Origin of the sequence: Thioalkalivibrio sp. ALJ24 (assembly GCF_000377785.1) — a bacterium.
Lineage (GTDB): Bacteria > Pseudomonadota > Gammaproteobacteria > Ectothiorhodospirales > Ectothiorhodospiraceae > Thioalkalivibrio.
Window position 1 is genome coordinate 261,586 of record NZ_KB898727.1, and the last position, 18,571, is coordinate 280,156.

The 18,571-nt window shown below is 66.8% G+C and carries 13 protein-coding genes; 5 read left to right on the forward strand and 8 right to left on the reverse strand.

Going from position 1 to position 18,571, the window contains the following annotated elements:
* Nucleotides 1-11: 11 nt before the first annotated feature.
* From D571_RS0107120 to D571_RS0107130, 3 genes are read right to left on the reverse strand one after another with little or no spacing between them, the layout of a single operon-like run.
* The gene (locus tag D571_RS0107120; protein ID WP_083916878.1) at nucleotides 12-527 is read right to left on the reverse strand and encodes a Slp family lipoprotein; all 516 of its coding nucleotides are present in this window, start codon (nucleotides 525-527) and stop codon (nucleotides 12-14) included.
* Between the two features lie 5 nt (nucleotides 528-532).
* Nucleotides 533-1,144 (reverse strand): Slp family lipoprotein, encoded by a 612-nt coding sequence (locus D571_RS0107125; RefSeq protein ID WP_018935989.1) that lies wholly within the window; start codon nucleotides 1,142-1,144, stop codon nucleotides 533-535.
* Nucleotides 1,145-1,198: 54 nt separating this feature from the next.
* On the reverse strand, nucleotides 1,199-2,092 hold the full coding sequence (locus D571_RS0107130) for an HDOD domain-containing protein (protein ID WP_018935990.1): 894 nt from the start codon (nucleotides 2,090-2,092) through the stop codon (nucleotides 1,199-1,201).
* 163 nt (nucleotides 2,093-2,255) lie between these two features.
* Here D571_RS0107130 and D571_RS0107135 point away from each other — a divergent pair, with 163 nt between their 5' ends.
* A complete protein-coding gene (locus D571_RS0107135) occupies nucleotides 2,256-3,053 on the forward strand; it encodes a dienelactone hydrolase family protein (RefSeq protein WP_038046851.1) in 798 nt (265 codons plus the stop codon).
* A 25-nt stretch (nucleotides 3,054-3,078) separates the two neighbouring features.
* Here the strand turns inward: D571_RS0107135 and D571_RS0107140 are convergent, their stop codons facing one another.
* The 3 genes from D571_RS0107140 to metH form a co-directional block, all read right to left on the reverse strand.
* Entirely contained in the window at nucleotides 3,079-4,368 is a 1,290-nt protein-coding gene (locus D571_RS0107140) for a response regulator (protein WP_018935992.1), read from the reverse strand.
* 162 nt (nucleotides 4,369-4,530) lie between these two features.
* The gene (locus D571_RS0107145; RefSeq protein ID WP_018935993.1) at nucleotides 4,531-6,081 is read right to left on the reverse strand and encodes a bifunctional GNAT family N-acetyltransferase/carbon-nitrogen hydrolase family protein; all 1,551 of its coding nucleotides are present in this window, start codon (nucleotides 6,079-6,081) and stop codon (nucleotides 4,531-4,533) included.
* Nucleotides 6,082-6,254: 173 nt separating this feature from the next.
* Nucleotides 6,255-10,046: a methionine synthase gene (gene metH, locus D571_RS0107150; RefSeq protein ID WP_018935994.1), complete on the reverse strand. Its 3,792-nt coding sequence runs from the start codon at nucleotides 10,044-10,046 to the stop codon at nucleotides 6,255-6,257.
* 134 nt (nucleotides 10,047-10,180) lie between these two features.
* On the opposite strand from metH, the gene D571_RS0107155 reads away from it, so the two are divergent.
* The gene (locus D571_RS0107155; RefSeq protein WP_018935995.1) at nucleotides 10,181-10,918 is read left to right on the forward strand and encodes an arginyltransferase; all 738 of its coding nucleotides are present in this window, start codon (nucleotides 10,181-10,183) and stop codon (nucleotides 10,916-10,918) included.
* A 30-nt stretch (nucleotides 10,919-10,948) separates the two neighbouring features.
* On the opposite strand, the gene D571_RS0107160 is transcribed toward D571_RS0107155, so the two are convergent.
* Both D571_RS0107160 and D571_RS0107165 read right to left on the reverse strand, forming a co-directional pair.
* Nucleotides 10,949-11,794, reverse strand: a complete 846-nt coding sequence (locus D571_RS0107160) for a methyltransferase domain-containing protein (RefSeq protein ID WP_018935996.1) — start codon at nucleotides 11,792-11,794, stop codon at nucleotides 10,949-10,951.
* Nucleotides 11,791-12,609, reverse strand: coding sequence for a class I SAM-dependent methyltransferase (locus D571_RS0107165; RefSeq protein ID WP_018935997.1), 819 nt, complete (start codon nucleotides 12,607-12,609; stop codon nucleotides 11,791-11,793). The genes D571_RS0107160 and D571_RS0107165 overlap by 4 nt, the downstream gene beginning before the upstream one ends.
* 496 nt (nucleotides 12,610-13,105) lie before the next feature.
* Between D571_RS0107165 and purH the strand changes: the two genes are divergently transcribed.
* From purH to D571_RS0107180, 3 genes are read left to right on the forward strand one after another with little or no spacing between them, the layout of a single operon-like run.
* Nucleotides 13,106-14,671 carry a bifunctional phosphoribosylaminoimidazolecarboxamide formyltransferase/IMP cyclohydrolase gene (gene purH / locus D571_RS0107170; protein WP_026287675.1) on the forward strand — a complete coding sequence of 522 codons (1,566 nt, stop codon included), beginning with the start codon at nucleotides 13,106-13,108 and terminating at the stop codon, nucleotides 14,669-14,671.
* Nucleotides 14,672-14,708: 37 nt separating this feature from the next.
* Nucleotides 14,709-15,998 carry a phosphoribosylamine--glycine ligase gene (gene purD, locus D571_RS0107175; protein WP_026287676.1) on the forward strand — a complete coding sequence of 430 codons (1,290 nt, stop codon included), beginning with the start codon at nucleotides 14,709-14,711 and terminating at the stop codon, nucleotides 15,996-15,998.
* 52 nt (nucleotides 15,999-16,050) lie between these two features.
* On the forward strand, nucleotides 16,051-18,543 hold the full coding sequence (locus D571_RS0107180) for a glycogen/starch/alpha-glucan phosphorylase (RefSeq protein ID WP_018936000.1): 2,493 nt from the start codon (nucleotides 16,051-16,053) through the stop codon (nucleotides 18,541-18,543).
* Nucleotides 18,544-18,571 lie beyond the last annotated feature (28 nt).

The following is an 18,571-nucleotide window of genomic DNA, read 5'->3' on the forward strand; positions in this document are numbered from 1 at the left end:
GGATGTAACGGTCACAGTCCGATGCCGATACCGATGCCGAAGTTCACTCGCCCCGGCGCGGAGCGGGTCATCACCGGCCACAGATGGAGCTGGCGCGCCTCCATCACCGGGAAGCGATACTCCGCCTCGCCCACCGTCCCGTCCTCGATGGAGGTCACCGCACCGGTCGCGGTGATCCGGCGCCCCGGACGGTAATCCACCGGGTCGAGGAACTTCCCGACCCGCAGCCTGAACCGGCCCTCGCTGGCGGCACCGGTCCGCGGTTCTTGGCCGCGCAGGGGGTAGGCAACGATCTCCAGGACCGTCACCTCGGGTTGATGGCTGACCTCCGCGATCACCCCGCCCCACAGCTGTTCGGTCTGCGGCAGACGGTCGGCCGTGACCGCGCGCGGCTCTACCGGCTCCGCCGGCCGGGGCGGTTCCAGCGGAGTGGCCGCACACCCACTCAGCAGCAACAGCAGGGCCGCTGCAGGAGCGAGACGGCGCAGCACACGCGAGGCAACGGGCAGATCCGGGCGTTCGGACATGATGTTCACCAGTAACGGGGATCGTGATGCCGGGGATACGGATAGCGCCAGCCGGGGCCGTAGTAACCCCGCGGCCCCCAGTGCCCGTACAACGGATCGTACCAGGGGTCATACCAGGGATCGTGATAACGATCGCGCGGTCGCGGACGCCGTTCCCACAGGTGAACCCCTTCGGCTTCCAGCCGTACGAACTCGTACGCATGCTCGCCGATGCGATCCTCCTCGCTGCCGGCGACGCGTCCGCGCACCGTCACTTCCCGCCCCGGTGCGTGGTCCCGCGGATCGAGGAACGCGTCGCTGTACACGCGGAAACGCCCCGGCGAGACGTCCGCCGGCTGCGGACGGGCGTCGCGATCCAGGGAACGCTTGACGACCTCCAGCACGGTCCCGTCGCGGGTGTTCTCGACCGCCGCGATCACCCCGCCCCAGACCACCAGGCGACCCTCCACGGCAGCCGGGTCGCCGCGGGCCACCGACAGCTCGACCGGGTCTTCGGGCAACGGGGCAACGCGCTCGGGTACCGACGCGCAGCCGGCCAGCACCAGCCCCGCAACCAGCGCCAGGGGCAGCGCATGCGAGCGCACGACGACGGAGCGAACAATGGCGAAACCGATCATGGGCGACATCCCCCTGATGATACGCCTTTGACCGCCGGGGACCGGCACGGGTTCTCAGCCGGTCGGGACCCCCGCATCGGAGCCGGACAGGGCCTGGACCGCGAGGACCTCGTGCTGGGCATCCTCCACCGCCTGCAGCAGCATCTCCGGTGAGACCCCGGCGGCCGACCAGGCCTCCCCGGTCAGTGGCGGTGCATCCGCCCAGTCCCGCGAATCGATCTCGGCGAGATGGGCGCCGGTGTTCGCCAGATGCACCAGCGCCACCGCGCGGCGGTATTCCTCGCTGGCCGAGGCCGGATCGTGGTGCCAGGCGATGCCCTGAACCAGAACCTCCGGCAGGCCCCAGCGTTCCGCCAGGGCACCGCCCAGACGCGCGTGATCGAAGCCCATCTGTTCACGTTCGGCTGCCTGCGGCGTCGGGCCGCTGGCGGTATCCAGACTCGCGAGGAAGGCTCGGTGTGCCGCCTCCGGCGACTGCGAGAACAGCAGCAGCTTGCCCAGGTCGTGCAGCAGCCCTGCCAGGAATACCGCCTCGGCCTCGCGCGGGGCGACGGTCCGGGCGAGCTGGCGGGCGATCACCGCGCAGTAGGCCGAATGGCGCCAGAAAGTCTCCAGCGGCAGGCGCTCCTGCTCCGGCAGGCTGCTCATCGAGCGGGTGACGGCGCCCGCAATGACCAGCCGCTGCAGGGTCCCGCGGCCCAGCAGGGTGACCGCCCGTTCCACCGAATCGACCGCGCGCGCCGGCGCATAGGCCGGGCTGTTGGCCATGCGCAGGACCTGCGCCACCAGGCCCGGATCACGCCCCAGTGCGTCCGCGATCTGTCGCTGGGTGCTCTCGTCGTCCTCCAGCAAACGCGACACCTCGAACACCACCTGCGGCATGGCGAGCAGCCGGTCCGCCGCCTCCACCCGGGCCTCGAGGCTGTCAAAGCCCGCTTCGTCGCTCATCGAATCTCCTCCCGCGGGGAATCGCCCGTCCGGATCGCCTTTTCAGCTTAGCCCCTGCGCCGCACCGACGCATCCCGGATCGGGCGGCCCGGTTCGCATTCCGCTTGTTGGCATTGCAGAAGCGGACCATACTCCGGGGACACACCGACCCAGGAGCCCTGCCATGCAACCATTGCGTTCCCTGAGTGCCGCCGTGGCGCTCGCCACGCTGTTCCCCGGGCTTGCGCTGGCCGAGCTGCACACCGAATCCGTGACCTACGAGCACGACGGCAAGACCTTCGAGGGGTTCATCGCCTGGGACCCCTCGGTCGAGGGTCCGCGCCCGGGCGTGCTGGTCATTCACGAATGGTGGGGCCACAACGACTATGCGCGCGGTCGGGCGGAGCAGCTTGCCGCCGAAGGCTACACCGCCTTCTCGCTGGACATGTACGGCGACGGGCGCACTGCGGACCATCCCTCCGAGGCCGGGGAATTCGCCGATGAGGTCCGCGAGAACCGCGAGGTGCTGCTGGAGCGCTTCGGCGCGGCGCATGACTACCTGCGCGGGCACGACGAGACCGCGGACCAGTCCGTGGCCGCCGTGGGCTACTGCTTCGGTGGCACGGTGGCGCTGGAGGCCGCGCGCGCCGGGGCGGATCTGTCCCTGGTCGCCAGCTTCCACGGTGGCCTGGCCACCGACGAGCCCGCCTCGGCCGACACCCTCAAACCCGAGATCCTGGTGTTCAATGGCGCGGCCGATCCGATGGTGCCGAAGGAACAGGTGGACGACTTCCGCGAAGAGATGGAAAACGCGGAGGCAGAGTGGACCCTGGTGGACTTCGGCGGGGTGCCGCACAGTTTCACCAACCCCGATGCGGACGAGGTTGCCGAACGCTTCGACATGCCGGTGGGCTACGACGAGCGCGCCGACCGGGATTCCTGGCAGCACCTGCTGGGGGCACTGGATCGGCGGCTCCGCTGATCCGGACCGCGGGCTTCCGGGAGTTTCAGAATCCCCGGAGGTAGATCAGCACCCCGAGGAAAATCACGGCCAGCAGGGCCGCGACCAGGACGCCGCGGAACCACGGACGCGACCACAGGCGGTCGCTGGACGGGGTGAAGCTTCCGGGCGATGAACCGGCGGCCGGCTGGCTGGCCGCTGCGGCTTTCTCGCTCGTATCCTCGCCGGAGCCGGCCGTGGGACCGCCGTTGAGTTCCAGTTCCAGGTCGCGGATGCGCGCACGCAGCGACTTGTTCTTGTGCAGGGCCTCGGACAGCTCCTGGTCGCGATGTTCCAGACTCTCACGCAGCTGCTGCAGCGTGCTGTCCTGGTCCGAGCACCGGGTCTCCAGCTCGTGCTGGGCCGACTCGGCGGCCGAGGCCCGTTCGCACTGCTGGTTACGCTCGTTGCGCAGGCGCTCCACGGTCTGCCTGGCCGCGTCCCGCTCTTCGCGGGCCTTGTCGCGCTCGCGTTCCAGCTCGACCAGCTCGTGCTCGAGGCGGATCACCTCGCCTTCCAGCTCGGTCACCCGCTGCTGACCGGTATCCTCGGCGGCCTCTTCCGCAGCCTTCGCCTCCGCCTCGGTACGGGCCTGTTCGAGGGCCTCCTCGCTCTGGTGCAGGCGCTCGCGCACGTCCTCGAGCTCCTGCGCCAGCGAGCGGCTCTTTTCCTCGTACTCGTCGGCACGCTGGTAGGCAGCGGTGGCGTCATCGCGGGATTCGGCCAGGGCCTGGCGCAGGCGTTCCAGCTCGTTGTGCAGCTCGCGATCGCCGGACGAACTCTGACGCAGCATCAGCTCGCGGCGCAGCTGCTCCGCCTCGTCACGCAGGCGGCGCAGCTCGGCGTCCGCGTCTGCGTCCGATACGGCAGGCGCCGGCAACAGCTCGCCCACCACTTCCCGCACGCGGCCCGGCACGAAGGGTTTCTTCAGCACGGCGTTGGCGCCCATCGAACGCCATTCGTCCTCGGCCTGTTCGTCGTTCTCCTGACCGGTCACGATTCCCACCGGCAGGTCCGCGGGGATGCCGTCGGCGCCGTCACGGATCCGCATCAGCAGACCCTGGCCATCCAGGTTGGGCATGGACAGGTCGGTCAGCACCAGACCAATGTCCTTCTGCTCCTGCAGCCGCTCCCAGGCCTCCTCGCCATCGGCGGCCTCGTACACGGTGTGGGTATCACGCAGGATACGCTGCAGGGCCACTCGAATGACCTTGGAGTCATCAGCCACCAGGACCGCATTGCGCGGCCCGCCGCCGGAAGACGTTGCGGATGAGTGGGTCTTCGCTGCTTCCGCCATGGTTACCCCCTGCGTGAATCCCTGCCTTCCCCCCGGCACCCGCCCGACCAATTCCCCGCAGGGGGACACCGATTTATCCAGATTACGTGCGAACGCCGGACAAAGCTACCCCGTCGGCGCGGCGACCTGCGGAAGGCCTTCACGTTTCGATTGCATGTCCGGCTAGATCGGGCCGGATTTCCAGTCGATCGAGTAGAGATCCCGCCGGCGATCCCGCAGGTTGCGCACCGACCCGTGGTTGCGCAGTTCCTTCAGGTTGTCGAGGTCGAGATCCACGATCAGGGTCATCTCGGTGTTCGGGGTCGCCTCGGCCGCCACCGCGTCATGCGGGAACGCGAAATCCGACGGCGTGAACACCGCGGCCTGCGAGTACTGCATGTCCATGTTCTCCACCCGCGGGAGGTTGCCCACCGAACCGGACATGACCACGTAGCACTCGTTCTCGATCGCCCGGGCCTGGGCGCAGCGGCGTACCCGCAGATAGGCGTTCTTGGTGTCGGTCCAGTACGGCACGAACAGGATCTGCAGGCCGTGATCGGCCATCACCCGCGGCAGCTCGGGGAACTCGACGTCGTAGCAGATCAGGATCCCGATCTTGCCGAAGTCGGTGTCGAAGACATGCACCTCGTCACCGCCCTGCAGGCCCCAGTAGCCGATCTCGTCGGGGGTCACGTGCAGCTTGTACTGGCGGTCCCAGGTCCCGTCGCGCCGGCACAGGTAGGACACGTTGCGCAGCACGTCGTCGTGGTATTCGGGCATCGAACCGGCGACGATGTTGATGTTGTAGGACAGCGCCAGGCGCACCATCTCCTCGCGGATGTCCTCGGTGTACTCCGCCAGCCGGCGCACGGCCTCGGCCGGATAGTCCTGGTTGAACGCGCCCATCAGCGGACCGTTGAAGAACTCCGGGAACAGCACGCAGTCGGCGCGGTACCCCGACACCGCATCGACGAAGTACTCCACCTGCTGGAACAGGGCATCGAGGTCGGCGGTGGGCCGCATCTGCCACTGGACCACGCCGATGCGCACATCCGAACGGCTGCCGCCGATCAGCTTTTCCTTTTCCTCGTAATAGATGTTGAGCCATTCGATCAGCGTGGCATACGCCCCGGACTTCTCGTCGTCCGGGAGGTAGTCCGTGATGATCTTGCGCACGTGGAAGTCGTTCGCCAGCTGGAAGGTCAGGATCGGATCGGTGATCTCGTGATTCTTGACCTTCTCCACGTACTGCTGTGGCGTCATCTCGTCGCGATGGGCCTCGTATCCGGGGATGCGTCCGCCCGCCACGATGGCACGCAGGTTCAGCTTCTCGCACAGCTCCTTGCGCGCGTCGTACAGCCGCCGTCCCAGACGCAGACCGCGGTAATCCGGGTGCACGAAGATGTCCACGCCATAGAGCGTGTCTCCGTCCGGGTCATGAGTGGTCAGAAAGCCGTTGCCGGTGATCTGCCAGTAGTTGTGGTGATCGCCAAAACGCTTGTACTCGACGATCAGGCTGATGGCAGCCGCCACCACTTTCCCGTTGTCCTCGATGCAGATCTGGCCTTCGGGAAAACGCGTTACCTGAGAGCGGAACTGCGCCTCGCTCCAGGCGCCGTCCAGATCCTGATACACCCGTTCCATGATCTCGCGGATGTCGTCGTAGTCCTCCAGCCGGGTCTGGCGCAGGGTGAGAAGGTGCTGACTGGAATCGCTTTCCTGACCTGAGGTCATGCGGTGCTCCGTTGGTGTGGGACGGTGGGCGCAAGTGCCCGCCGGGACATGGCTGCAGGATACAAACATTCAGCGATGTGCGGAAAGCGGGACAGGCCGTCCGCGGGGTGCCACAAACGAAAAGGCCCCGCACGGGGCGGGGCCTGATTCGGGTCACAGGGCGGGCCCTGCGGTTACGCGCTGCGCGCCTCGCGCTCGGCCGCGGCTTCCGCCTTGGCCTCGTCGCTGTCGTCGTAGCCGATGTTCGGCGCGAGCCAGCGCTCGGCCTCCTCGAACGACATGCCCTTGCGCTTCGCGTAGTCCTCGACCTGGTCGCGGTTGACCTTGCCCAGCCCGAAGTAGCGCGACTCGGGATGCGCGAAGTACCAGCCGGACACGGCCGACACCGGCAGCATCGCGTAGCTCTCGGTGAGCGTCATGTCGGCGTTTTCCTCCGCCTGCAGCAGCTCCCACAGCGTGGCCTTCTCGGTGTGCTCGGGGCAGGCCGGATAGCCCGGCGCCGGACGGATGCCCTGATACTTCTCTTCGATCAGGTCCTCGTTCTCGAGCTGCTCGTCCGGGACATAGCCCCAGTAGTACTTGCGCACGTATTCGTGCATGCACTCGGCAAAGGCCTCGGCCAGACGGTCCGCCAGGCTCTTGACCAGGATGGCGTGGTAGTCGTCGTTGGCCTTTTCGTATTCCTCGGCCTTGGCGTCGACGTCACCGCCGGCACTGACCGCGAACGCGCCAATGTAGTCGGGGCCGCCGGCCTCCTTCGGCATCACGAAGTCCGCCAGCGAATGGCTGGGCTGACCGCGACGCTTCTCGGTCTGCTGGCGCAGGTGGTGCAGTTTCTTCAGCACCTGGCTGCGGTTCTCGTCGGTATAGACCTCGATGTCGTCGTCATCGACGCTGTTCGCCGGGAAGAAGCCGACCACGCCGCGGCAGGTGACCCACTTCTCGTCGATCATCCGCTGCAGCATCTCCTGGGCATCCTTGAACAGCTTGCGCGCCTCTTCTCCGACCTTCTCGTCTTCGAGAATGCGCGGGTAGGCCGCATGCAGCTGCCAGGAATGGAAGAACGGCGTCCAGTCGATGTACTCCTTGACCGTGTTCAGGTCGAAGTCGTCGAAACGCAGCAGCACCGAACCGTCGCCGTGCGGATGCAGCACGGTCGGCTCGCCCGGCAGGTCTTCGGTCTCCAGTGCCTTCGGCCTGGCCGGGGCATAGGCCGACCAGTCGATCTGCGGCTTGTTGGCGCGCGCCTTCTCCAGCGACAGCCACTGGACCTTCTTCTTGCGACCGGCAGTCTGCTCGCGCAGCTTCGCGTATTCCTCGCGGATCTCGGCGGCGTAGTTCTCGCGCAGTTCGGGGCTGATCAGGCTCTGGGCCACGCCCACCGCACGCGAAGCGTCCTTCACCCAGACCACCGGGCCGGAGTAGTTCGGCTCGATCTTGACCGCGGTGTGGGCGCGCGAGGTGGTCGCGCCACCGATCATCAGCGGCGTGGTCATGCCTTCGCGCTCGAGATCGGCGGCGAAGTTGGCCATCTCCTCCAGCGAGGGCGTGATCAGGCCGGACAGGCCGATGACGTCGACGTCATGCTCCTTGGCGGCCTTCAGGATCTCGGCACCGGGCTGCATCACGCCGATGTCGATGACCTCGAAGTTGTTGCACTGCAGGACCACGCCGACGATGTTCTTGCCGATGTCGTGAACGTCGCCCTTCACCGTGGCCATCAGGATCTTGCCGTTGTTCTCGGTGCCGGTCTTCTCGGCCTCGATGTACGGGATCAGGTGGGCCACGGCCTTCTTCATCACGCGCGCGGACTTGACCACCTGCGGCAGGAACATCTTGCCCTCGCCGAACAGGTCGCCGACCACGTTCATGCCGTCCATCAGCGGGCCTTCGATCACCTGGATCGGGCGATCGAACTGCTGCCGGCATTCCTCGGTGTCCTCGACCACGTAGGTGTCGATCCCCTTGACCAGGGAATGCTCGAGGCGCTTGGCCACATCCCATTCGCGCCACTCGAGGTTCTCTTCCTTCTTGCCGCCGCCCTGGCCCTTGAATTCGTCGGCCTTCTCCAGCAGACGGTCGGTGGCGTCATCCCGGCGGTTCAGGACCACGTCCTCGACCAGTTCCTTCAGCTCGGGGTCGATGTCGTCGTACACCGCCAGCTGGCCGGCATTGACGATGCCCATGTCCATACCCGCCTTGATGGCGTGGTAGAGGAACACCGCGTGGATCGCCTCGCGCACCGGCTCGTTGCCGCGGAAGGAGAACGACACGTTGGACACGCCGCCGGAGACCAGCGCGTGCGGCAGGTCGTTCTTGATGCGGCGGGTGGCCTCGATGAAGTCCACGCCGTAGTTGTTGTGCTCTTCGATGCCGGTCGCAACCGCGAAGATGTTCGGGTCGAAGATGATGTCCTCGGCCGGAAAGCCGACCTTCTCGGTCAGCAGCTTGTAGGCACGGGTGCAGATCTCGACACGGCGCTCCTCGTTGTCGGCCTGGCCCTCCTCGTCGAAGGCCATGACCACGATCGCGGCGCCGTAGCGGCGGCACAGCTCGGCCTGCTTGATGAAGTTCTCCTCGCCCTCCTTCATGGAGATCGAGTTGACCACCGGCTTGCCCTGCACGCACTTCAGGCCGGCCTCGATGATTTCGAACTTGGAGGAGTCGATCATCACCGGGACGCGGGCGATGTCCGGCTCGCCGGCCAGCAGGTTGAGGAAGCGGACCATCGCGTCCTGCGACTCCAGCATGCCCTCGTCCATGTTGACGTCGATGATCTGGGCGCCGCCCTCGACCTGGTTCTGCGCGACTTCCAGCGCGACGTCGTATTCCTCGTTCTGGATCAGGCGCAGGAACTTGCGCGAGCCGGTCACGTTGGTGCGCTCGCCGACGTTCACGAACAGCGAGTCGTCGTCGATGTTGCACGGCTCCAGACCCGACAGGCGGCAGGCCGGCTTGATCTCCGGCACCTTGCGCGGCGGGAACTTCTCCACCGCCTCGCGGATGGCGCGGATGTGCTCCGGCAGCGTGCCACAACAGCCGCCGATGATGTTCAGGAAACCCTCTTCGGCCCACGGACCGACGTCCGCGGCCATCTGCTCGGGGCTCTCGTCATAGTCGCCGAACTCATTGGGCAGACCGGCGTTGGGGTGCGCGGAGACGTGCGTGTCGGCGATGCGCGACAGCTCGGCCACGTACTGGCGCATCTCCTTGGCGCCCAGCGCGCAGTTCAGACCGATGGAGATCGGGTTCGCGTGGCGCACCGAGTTCCAGAAGGCCTCGGTGGTCTGCCCCGAAAGGGTACGGCCGGAGGCGTCGGTAATGGTGCCGGAGATCATTACCGGCAGGTCTTTCCCGAGTTCATCTTCCAGGGTCTTCACCGCGAAGATCGCGGCCTTGGCGTTCAGGGTGTCGAACACCGTCTCGATCAGCAGGATGTCCACCCCGCCCTCGACCAGCGCCTCGGCCGCTTCCTTGTAGGCATCGACCAGGGTGTCGAAATCGACGTTGCGCGCGCCCGGATCGTTGACGTCCGGGGAGATGGAGGCGGTGCGGTTCGTCGGGCCGAGGATACCGGCAACGTAGCGCGGACGGTCCGGGGTCTTCTCGGTCCAGGCATCGGCGGCCTTGCGCGCGAGCTTCGCGGATTCGCGGTTCAGCTCGGGGACCAGGTCCTCCATGTTGTAGTCGGCCATCGCGATGCGCGTGCCGTTGAAGGTGTTGGCCTCGATGATGTCGGCGCCGGCCTCGAGATAGTCGTTGTGGATCTGCTCGATGATGTCCGGGCGAGTCAGCGAGAGCAGGTCGTTGTTACCCTTGAGGTCACCCTCCCAGTCCTTGAAGCGCTCGCCGCGGTAATCGGCCTCTTCCAGCTTGTACAGCTGGATGGTGGTGCCCATGCCACCGTCGAGGATCAGGATGCGTTCCTTCAGGGCGTTCTCGAGGTCTTGTCGCGTTGCCGTCATGTGCCGTACACCATTGGTTTCGAATGTCATTACTTTAGCACGCCGGACCGCGCGGCCCGGCTGCCCCCGCCACCGGCGGAGGCTGCGGCCCGGGCACCATTGGCGCTCCGGGCCGGAGCTGTCAGGATAGCGGAATGCAGGAATCCCCGATCCGCTGGTATCTGACTGCCCCGCAGCCCTGTCCGTACATAACCGACGGGCGCGAGATGCAGTCCCTGCTGGTCGACCCCGAGGCCCGGCTGGATGCCGCCGGCTTCGGGGCCTTGCTGGCCGAGGGCTTTCGCCGCAGCGGCCGTTTTGTCTATCGCCACCACTGCCCCGCCTGCGATGCCTGCGTGCCGGTGCGCATCCCGGTGGCCACCTTCCGGCCGAACCGCAGCCAGCGGCGCTGCCAGCGCGCCAATGCCGATCTCACCATCGAACTCCGCGCCCCGCCGGGTGCGGTCGATGGGCGCGCCGAGGCCGATCTCGACGAACACATGCCGCTGTTCCGGCGCTATCTGCATGCACGCCACGCCGGTGGCGGCATGGAGTCCATGGATCGCACGGAATATGCCGGCATGCTGAGCGAGCGCCATGCAACGGTGGAACTGCTGGAGTTCCGCCGCGCCGGCCAGCTGCTCGGCGTCGCGATCACCGACCGCACACCCCACGGGCTGTCGGCCATGTATACCTTCTACGAGCCGGATGCCCCGACCCGCGCGCTGGGCACGTTCGGCATCCTGTCCCAGATCGAGCGTGCGCGGGCCCTGGGCCTGGCACATCTCTATCTCGGTTACTGGATCCCGAACGCACCCCGCATGGATTACAAGATACGATTCCGCCCCGCCGAGGGTCGACGGGGCGGAACCTGGCGGGCCCTGGACGCGTAACGCCCCCGGGACCCGCGCTGACGGACCCGATCAGGCCGGCTTGCGGAAGCGGAAAATACCCCAGGTCAGATACCCGGAGTTGCCACCGTCGACCCAGTGCTGCAGGCCCTGCTTCATGCGGTCCATGTACTCCTGCGAGATGAAGCGCTTGAGCTCGTCCTCGCGCGACTCCAGTTCCTGCTTGACCCGACCGTAGTGGGTCGAGATCTGCCCGGAGTGCTCCTCGAAACCGATCTCGCGCAGTCCGGCCTTCTGCGCCGCATCGCGGTACAGGGACGGGGACGCGAGCGAATCGAGGTGGATGCGCGCGAGGATCGGATCCAGCACGCCCTCGGGGCAGTCATCGGTCTGCATCGGATCGGTGAAGATCAACCAGCCTCCCGGCTTGAGCAGCCGCGCCGCCTCCTGGATGACCTTGTACTTGTCCTCGTTCGGGCTGTGCAGGAACGAATCCTCGGACCACACCACGTCATAGGACTCGTCCGGCTCGTCGACCTTTTCGAAGGAGCCGTCCACCACGGTGATCTTGTGGTCCAGCTGGCGCGCCCGGTTGATCTCGCGATCGCGCTCGTTTTCCTTCTCGGACAGGTTGAGCGCCGTCACGTCACAGCCGTAGTTCTCCACCAGGTAGCGTGCCACGCCGCCGTAGCCCGCACCCATGTCGAGCACGCGCCACTGCGGTTCCGGCTCGCCCAGCATATCGGCCATGTGCGCAACGGTACGCCGGCTGGCGTCACCGATCGGCTCATCCTGGTACTCGTACAGGCCAATGTGCAGGTCTTCACCGCCCCACACCATCTTGTAGAAGGTGTCGGCATCCTCGCTGTTGTAGTAATCGCGCGCCGTCTCAACGACGTCGGAATAGTCCTGGCTCATCGTTCCTCGCCCTCGATGTAACGCTTGTCGGCGACGTGGATGAAGAAGTCCGGATCGGCTTCGCGATAGGTCTCCTGGAAGTCCCCGTAGGTCTCGATCTTCTGGAAACCGACCTCGCGCATCAGGCGACGCACATAGGCCTTGCGCAGCGGGAACATGTTCAGGAAGTACTCGGAACCATCCGGGAACTGGTACTGGAAGCGGGCCAGACCTTCGTCGACATGGGCCGGCTGCACCTGCACGTCGTCACCGCAGTAGTAATAGGTGTGCTTGGAGGAGTAACCGTGATCCAGGATGGTGTCATAGTTGCGCTGGTCCAGGATCAGCACGCCGTCGTGCTTGAGCGTGGCGTAGAACTCGGCCAGGGCCTTGCGCCGGTCATGCTCGTTGAACAGGTGGGTGAACGAGTTGCCCAGGCAGACGACGGCGTCGTAATGGCCGTGAATGTCGCGGTTGAGCATGCGCCAGTCGGCCTGCACCGTGCGCAGGATGTGGCCGCGCGAACGGCCGTTCTCGAAGGCCTTGACGAGCATCTCCGGGCTGCCGTCGGCGGTGACCACGTCGAAGCCCGCCTCGATCAACTGGACCGAGTGGAAGCCGGTACCGGCAGCGACGTCCAGCACGCGCTTGGCGCCACGCTTCTTCAGTTCCTCGATGAAGAACGTGCCTTCGCTCTTGGCGCGGCTGTCCCAGTCGATCAGGTCGTCCCACTTGTCGACAAAACCGGTGGTGTATTCCTCCAGGTAATGATCCGTATCGCGGGTTTCGATCGGCTCTTCGCCGAAATCCTGATCGTTCTTGATGTTCGCTGACATGCTGAGTCCTCTTGGCTTTGCTGCATGAAGTGCGACCGGGCATCGTGGCCCCGCCACACCGGATTACAACGCCTGCACGACCGAAGACGATCCCGCACCCCGGGTCGCTGGCATGAAACATCTCCTGCGAAAACCGGGTGCGGGCGGCCCGTCATCGCGGGCTCCCGAACGGATGCGTTGATTCCAGCATCCGGCGCCGGTCTGGCCGGCGGGTCCTGACACCCGGAAGGATTCGGTGGTTGCCCGGGTGCCGAGCCGTGGTCTGGCGGCCTTCGCGCGCCTGGCTCGGGGATCGCAAACGGTGCCATGCGTTGCGTCGGAACGCAGGCGTTGTGTCCGAAAGAGTTTTTATACGCTAAAGGTTTTGCGCCCAAATTACAAACCGGGCCCCGGACCGTGCCCCGGCGTCCGGCCGTGGCGCGACACCGGACCGGACCACCGCGACAACCCCGGCACCTTCGCTATAATGGCCGTTTTGACGCGATTTCGAGGTCCCATGACTACTCAGGCTCCCGTGCGCCGCGCGCTGCTGTCCGTCTCCGAGAAAACCGGCGTGGTGGAACTCGCCCGCCACCTCCACGAACGCGGCACCGAACTGCTGTCCACCGGCGGCACCGCCCGACTGCTGGGCGAGCACGGGATCCCGGTGACCGAGGTCTCGGAGCACACCGGCTTCCCCGAGATCATGGACGGGCGGGTGAAGACCCTGCATCCGCGGGTGCATGGTGGCCTGCTGGGCCGGCGCGACACCGACGCCGGCGCGATGGAGACCCACGACATCCCGCCGATCGACCTGCTGGTGGTCAACCTGTACCCGTTCGAGAACACCGTGGCGCGTCCCGACGCCACGCTGGAAGAGGCGATCGAGAACATCGACATCGGCGGCCCGGCGATGCTGCGCGCCGCCGCCAAGAACTACCGCGACGTGACCGTCGCCACCGATCCCGGCCAGTACCCCGCGATCATCGAGGCCCTGGACGCGCACGACGGCATCCCGGCCACGCTGCGCTTCCGCTTCGCGGTGGCGGCGTTCGATCACGTGGCCCGCTACGACGCGGCCATCAGCAACTATCTGTCGGCGCTGGATGATCAGGGTAACCGGGAGGCATTCCCCGGCCAGCTCAACGCGACCTTCCAGCGGGTGGAGGCCCTGCGCTATGGCGAGAACCCGCACCAGAACGCGGCGTTCTACCGCGACCCGCAGCCGGCGCCGGGCTCGCTCGCCAGCTTCCGCCAGCACCAGGGCAAGTCGCTGTCGTACAACAATCTCGCGGACGCGGACGCCGCCTGGGAATGCGTACGTCAGTTCGACGAGGCCGCCTGCGTGATCGTCAAGCACGCCAACCCCTGCGGGGTGGCGGCGGCCCCGTCGCAGCTGATGAGCTACGAGCGCGCGTTCCAGACCGACCCCACCTCGGCCTTTGGCGGCATCATCGCGTTCAACCGCCCGCTGGAGGGGGACACCGCACAGGCCATCGTCAGCCGGCAGTTCGTCGAGGTGGTGATGGCACCGGAGATCACCCCCGGCGCCCTGCGCGCGCTGTCCGCGAAGAAGAACGTGCGCGTGCTGGAGATCCCCGACGCCCCCGCGGCCCCGGGACTGGACTACAAGCGCATCGGTGGCGGGCTTCTGGTGCAGGATACCGACCGCGGTTCACTGGCCGACGTGAACCTGAAGATCGTCACCGCGCGCACCCCCACCGACCAGGAAAACCGCGACCTGGCCTTCGCCTGGCAGGTGGGCAAGTACGTGAAATCCAACGCCATCGTATATGCCCGCGACCAGCAGACCGTCGGCGTGGGCGCCGGCCAGATGAGCCGGGTGTATTCCGCCCGCATCGCCGGGATCAAGGCGGCCGACGAGGGCCTGCAGGTGGCCGGCTCGGTGATGGCGTCGGACGCCTTCTTCCCGTTCCGCGACGGCATCGATGCGGCCGCCGGCGCCGGCATCACTGCGGTGATCCAGCCGGGCGGCTCGATGCGCGACGAAGAAGTCATCGCCGCGGCCGACGAGCACGGCATCGCGATGGTCTTCACCGGCATGCGCCACTTCCGCCACTGATCGTGGCCGCAGGAGAACGCTCATGAACCAACCGGCCATCAACGTCCTGGTCATCGGCGGCGGCGGGCGCGAACACGCGCTGGCCTGGAAGCTGGCACAGGCTGAGCGGGTCGCGCGGGTGCTGGTCGCGCCGGGCAACGCCGGCACCGCGGGCGAGCCCGGCTGCGAGAACGTGGACTGCGCCGCCACGGACATCGACGGCCTGCTCGCCGTGGCGCAGCGCGAAGAGGTCGCCTTCACCGTGGTCGGGCCCGAGGCGCCGCTGGTCGCCGGAGTGGTGGATGCCTTCCGCGCCGCCGGCCAGCCGATCTTCGGTCCCACCGCCGACGCCGCGCGCCTGGAGGGTTCGAAATCCTTCGCCAAGGATTTCATGCAGCGCCACGGCATCCCCACGGCGGCGTACGGCAGCTTCGAGGACGAGGATGCCGCACTGGCGTTCATCGAGACCCACGGCGCGCCCATCGTGGTGAAGGCCGACGGCCTGGCCGCCGGCAAGGGCGTAATCCTTGCACAGACCACGAACGAGGCGCGCGCCGCGGTACGCGACATGCTGGCCGGCAATGCCTTCGGCGAGGCCGGGCACCGAGTGGTGATCGAGGAATTCCTGCAGGGCGAGGAGGCCAGCTTCATCTGCATGGTGGACGGCGAACACGTGCTTCCGCTGGCCTCCTCGCAGGACCACAAGGCGCGCGATGACGGCGACCGCGGCCCCAACACCGGGGGCATGGGGGCCTACTCCCCGGCCCCGGTGGTCACCGACGCCCTGCACGACCGCATCCTGCACGAGGTCATCGAACCCGTAGTGCGCGGCATGGCCGCCGACGGCGAGGCCTATACCGGGTTCCTGTATGCCGGGATCATGGTCGATGCCGACGGCAACCCGAAGGTGCTGGAATTCAACTGCCGTTTCGGCGACCCGGAGACCCAGCCGATCCTGATGCGCCTGGAAAGCGATCTGGCGGACCTGGTCGAGGCCGCGCTGGACGGCCGCCTCGACCGGGTGGAGGCCCGCTGGGACCCGCGCGTGGCGCTGGGCGTGGTCGCCGCGGCGCAAGGCTATCCCGATGCGTATCGCAAGGGCGACGGGATCGACGGCCTTGAGGCGGTGGACCCGCTGCCGGATGCACGGGTCTTCCACGCCGGCACCACGAGCGACGACCGCGGCCGGGTCGTCACCGCCGGCGGACGCGTGCTGTGCGTGGTCGGTCTGGGCCAGGATTACGCCGACGCGCAGAAAAAGGCCTACACCGCCCTCGGGGAAATCCACTTCGAGGGTATATACTTTCGTACTGATATTGGCCACCGCGCCATCGACCGGCCCGGCTGAACGGGCGCCGGGGACGATGGCGCACGGCCCGACCGCAACCCCGGAGAACAAGATGTCCACCAGCGCCGCCGACACCCCCGTCCCCTCGCTCAGCCCCCTGCCGCATGACACCGAGGGGCTGAAGCAGTCCATCCGCGATGCCATGGTCCGCTTCGTCGGCAAGGACCCGCGGCAGGCCACCCCTCGCGACTGGCTCGAAGCCACCTCGTTCGCGGTGCGCGAACGCATGATCGAACGCCGGGTACTGACCCGCCGCCAGTTCGCCGAAGAGGACGTCAAGCGGGTCTATTACCTGTCGATGGAATACCTGATCGGGCGCATGCTGGAGGCCAACCTGCGCAATACCGGCATCCTCGACGAGGCCCGCGAGGCCCTCGCACAACTGGGACAGGACTACGACGAGATCGTCGAGTGGGAAGACGACGCCGCACTGGGCAACGGCGGCCTCGGGCGCCTGGCCGCATGCATCCTCGAGTCACTGGCGACTCAGGGCTATCCGGGCTTTGGCTACGGCATCCGCTACGAATATGGCATGTTCCGCCAGGAGTTCGAGCCCTACCGTCAGGTCGAGCACCCGGACAACTGGCTGCGCTACGGCAACCCCTGGGAGTTCCCGCGCGCCGAGCGCAAGTACCCGATCCGCTTCTACGGCGAGGTGGTGGAGCATCACCGCAGCGACGGCTCGGTGCACTACTCCTGGGAAAACGGGGAACAGGTCCTGGCCATGGCCTACGACTACCCCACCGCGGGCTACGGCCGGCGCAACGTGAACAACCTGCGCCTGTGGGGGGCCAAGGCGACCCGCGACTTCGACCTGCGCTATTTCAACGAGGGCGACTACATCCGCGCGGTGGCCGACAAGAGCCAGTCGGAGAGCATCTCCATGGTGCTCTATCCCAACGACGCCACCGCCATCGGCAAGGAACTGCGGTTGAAGCAGGAATACTTCTTCGTCGCCGCCTCGCTGCACGACATCCTCGACCGCCACCTGGATCTGGGCTACACGCTGGACGATCTGCCCCATCAGGTCGCGATCCAGCTGAACGACACCCACCCGGCGATCGCGGTGGCGGAGATGATGCGCCTGCTGATGGACCGCCACGAGCTGCACTGGGCCCGTGCCTGGGAGCTCTGCCGCAAGGTGTTTGCCTACACCAATCACACCCTGATGCCCGAGGCCCTGGAGACCTGGCCGGTGGACCTGATGACCCGTGTGCTGCCGCGGCACATGCAGATCATCTACCGCATCAACCACGAATTCCTCGAGATGGTGCGCCGCCGTTTCCCCGGCGATGAAGAGCGCCTCAAGCGACTGTCGCTGATCGACGAGGAAGGCGGCCGCAACGTCCGCATGGCCCATCTGGCGGTGGTCGGGTCGCACCAGATCAACGGCGTGGCCGCGCTGCATACCGAGCTGCTGAAACAGACCCTGTTCGCCGATTTCTACCAGCTGTGGCCGGAACGCTTCGTCAATGTCACCAACGGGGTCACCCCCCGGCTGTGGATGATCCAGGCCAACCCGGAACTGACCGAGTTCCTCGGCGAAAAGATCGGCCACGACTGGCAGTACGACCTGGACCGCCTGCGGGCGCTGGAGCCCTGGGTCGCGGATCCGGATCTGCAACAGAAGTTTCAGCAGGTCAAGCGCAGGAACAAGGAGCGCCTGGCCACGCTGGTGCGCGAGCGCACCGGCATCCGCATCCGCACGGACGTGCTGTTCGACGTGCAGATCAAGCGCATCCACGAATACAAGCGGCAGCTGCTCAAGCTGCTGCACGTGATCGAGCTGTACAACCGCATCCGCGACGGCGAGGACGTGCCCCCGCGGGTGGTGATCTTCGGCGGCAAGGCGGCCCCCGGCTACCAGCGCGCCAAGGACATCATCCAGGTCATCAACGAGGTCGCGGACATCATCAACCACGACCCGCAGGTGGGCGACCGCCTGAAGTGCGTCTTCATCCCCAACTACGAGGTCAGCGCCGCGACCGTGATCATCCCCGCGGCGGACCTGTCGGAGCAGATCTCCACCGCAGGCTTCGAGGCCTCGGGCACCGGCAACATGAAACTGGCCCTGAACGGCGCGCTGACCATCGGCACGCTGGACGGTGCCAACATCGAGATCCGCGACGCGGTGGGTGAAGAAAACATCTTCATCTTCGGCATGACCGAGTCCGAGGTGGTCGCCCACCGCGCCCGCGGCGAGGCCCCCGAGGCGATGCTCGCCGGGCGCCCGACCCTGACGCGTACGGTGGAGATGATCGAGCAGGGCTATTTCACCTGCGACGACAACGCCACCCATGCGGAACTGGGACACTATCTGCGCCACCAGGATCCGTTCTTCGTGCTCGCCGATTACCCCGCCTACCGCGAGGCCTGCGAACGCGCCGACAAGCTGTATGCCCATCCCGAATGCTGGAACGCCGCGGCGCTCACCAACATCGCGCGCATGGGCTATTTCTCCATCGACCGCACGGTGCGCGACTACGCGGAGAAGATCTGGGACGCCACGCCGGAACCGGTGGCCCCGAAGCGCAACGGCGGCTGAGCACGGCTGCCGAGCGAGGCCGCCCCGG

What these genes read in the sequence shown, in the direction of transcription:
- D571_RS0107120 (WP_083916878.1), bottom strand. Translation starts at nt 527, where the DNA reads ATGTCCGAACGCCCGGATCTGCCCGTTGCCTCGCGTGTGCTGCGCCGT.
- D571_RS0107125 (WP_018935989.1), bottom strand. Translation starts at nt 1,144, where the DNA reads ATGATCGGTTTCGCCATTGTTCGCTCCGTCGTCGTGCGCTCGCATGCG.
- D571_RS0107130 (WP_018935990.1), bottom strand. Translation starts at nt 2,092, where the DNA reads ATGAGCGACGAAGCGGGCTTTGACAGCCTCGAGGCCCGGGTGGAGGCG.
- D571_RS0107135 (WP_038046851.1), top strand. Translation starts at nt 2,256, where the DNA reads ATGCAACCATTGCGTTCCCTGAGTGCCGCCGTGGCGCTCGCCACGCTG.
- D571_RS0107140 (WP_018935992.1), bottom strand. Translation starts at nt 4,368, where the DNA reads ATGGCGGAAGCAGCGAAGACCCACTCATCCGCAACGTCTTCCGGCGGC.
- D571_RS0107145 (WP_018935993.1), bottom strand. Translation starts at nt 6,081, where the DNA reads ATGACCTCAGGTCAGGAAAGCGATTCCAGTCAGCACCTTCTCACCCTG.
- metH (WP_018935994.1), bottom strand. Translation starts at nt 10,046, where the DNA reads ATGACGGCAACGCGACAAGACCTCGAGAACGCCCTGAAGGAACGCATC.
- D571_RS0107155 (WP_018935995.1), top strand. Translation starts at nt 10,181, where the DNA reads ATGCAGGAATCCCCGATCCGCTGGTATCTGACTGCCCCGCAGCCCTGT.
- D571_RS0107160 (WP_018935996.1), bottom strand. Translation starts at nt 11,794, where the DNA reads ATGAGCCAGGACTATTCCGACGTCGTTGAGACGGCGCGCGATTACTAC.
- D571_RS0107165 (WP_018935997.1), bottom strand. Translation starts at nt 12,609, where the DNA reads ATGTCAGCGAACATCAAGAACGATCAGGATTTCGGCGAAGAGCCGATC.
- purH (WP_026287675.1), top strand. Translation starts at nt 13,106, where the DNA reads ATGACTACTCAGGCTCCCGTGCGCCGCGCGCTGCTGTCCGTCTCCGAG.
- D571_RS0107180 (WP_018936000.1), top strand. Translation starts at nt 16,051, where the DNA reads ATGTCCACCAGCGCCGCCGACACCCCCGTCCCCTCGCTCAGCCCCCTG.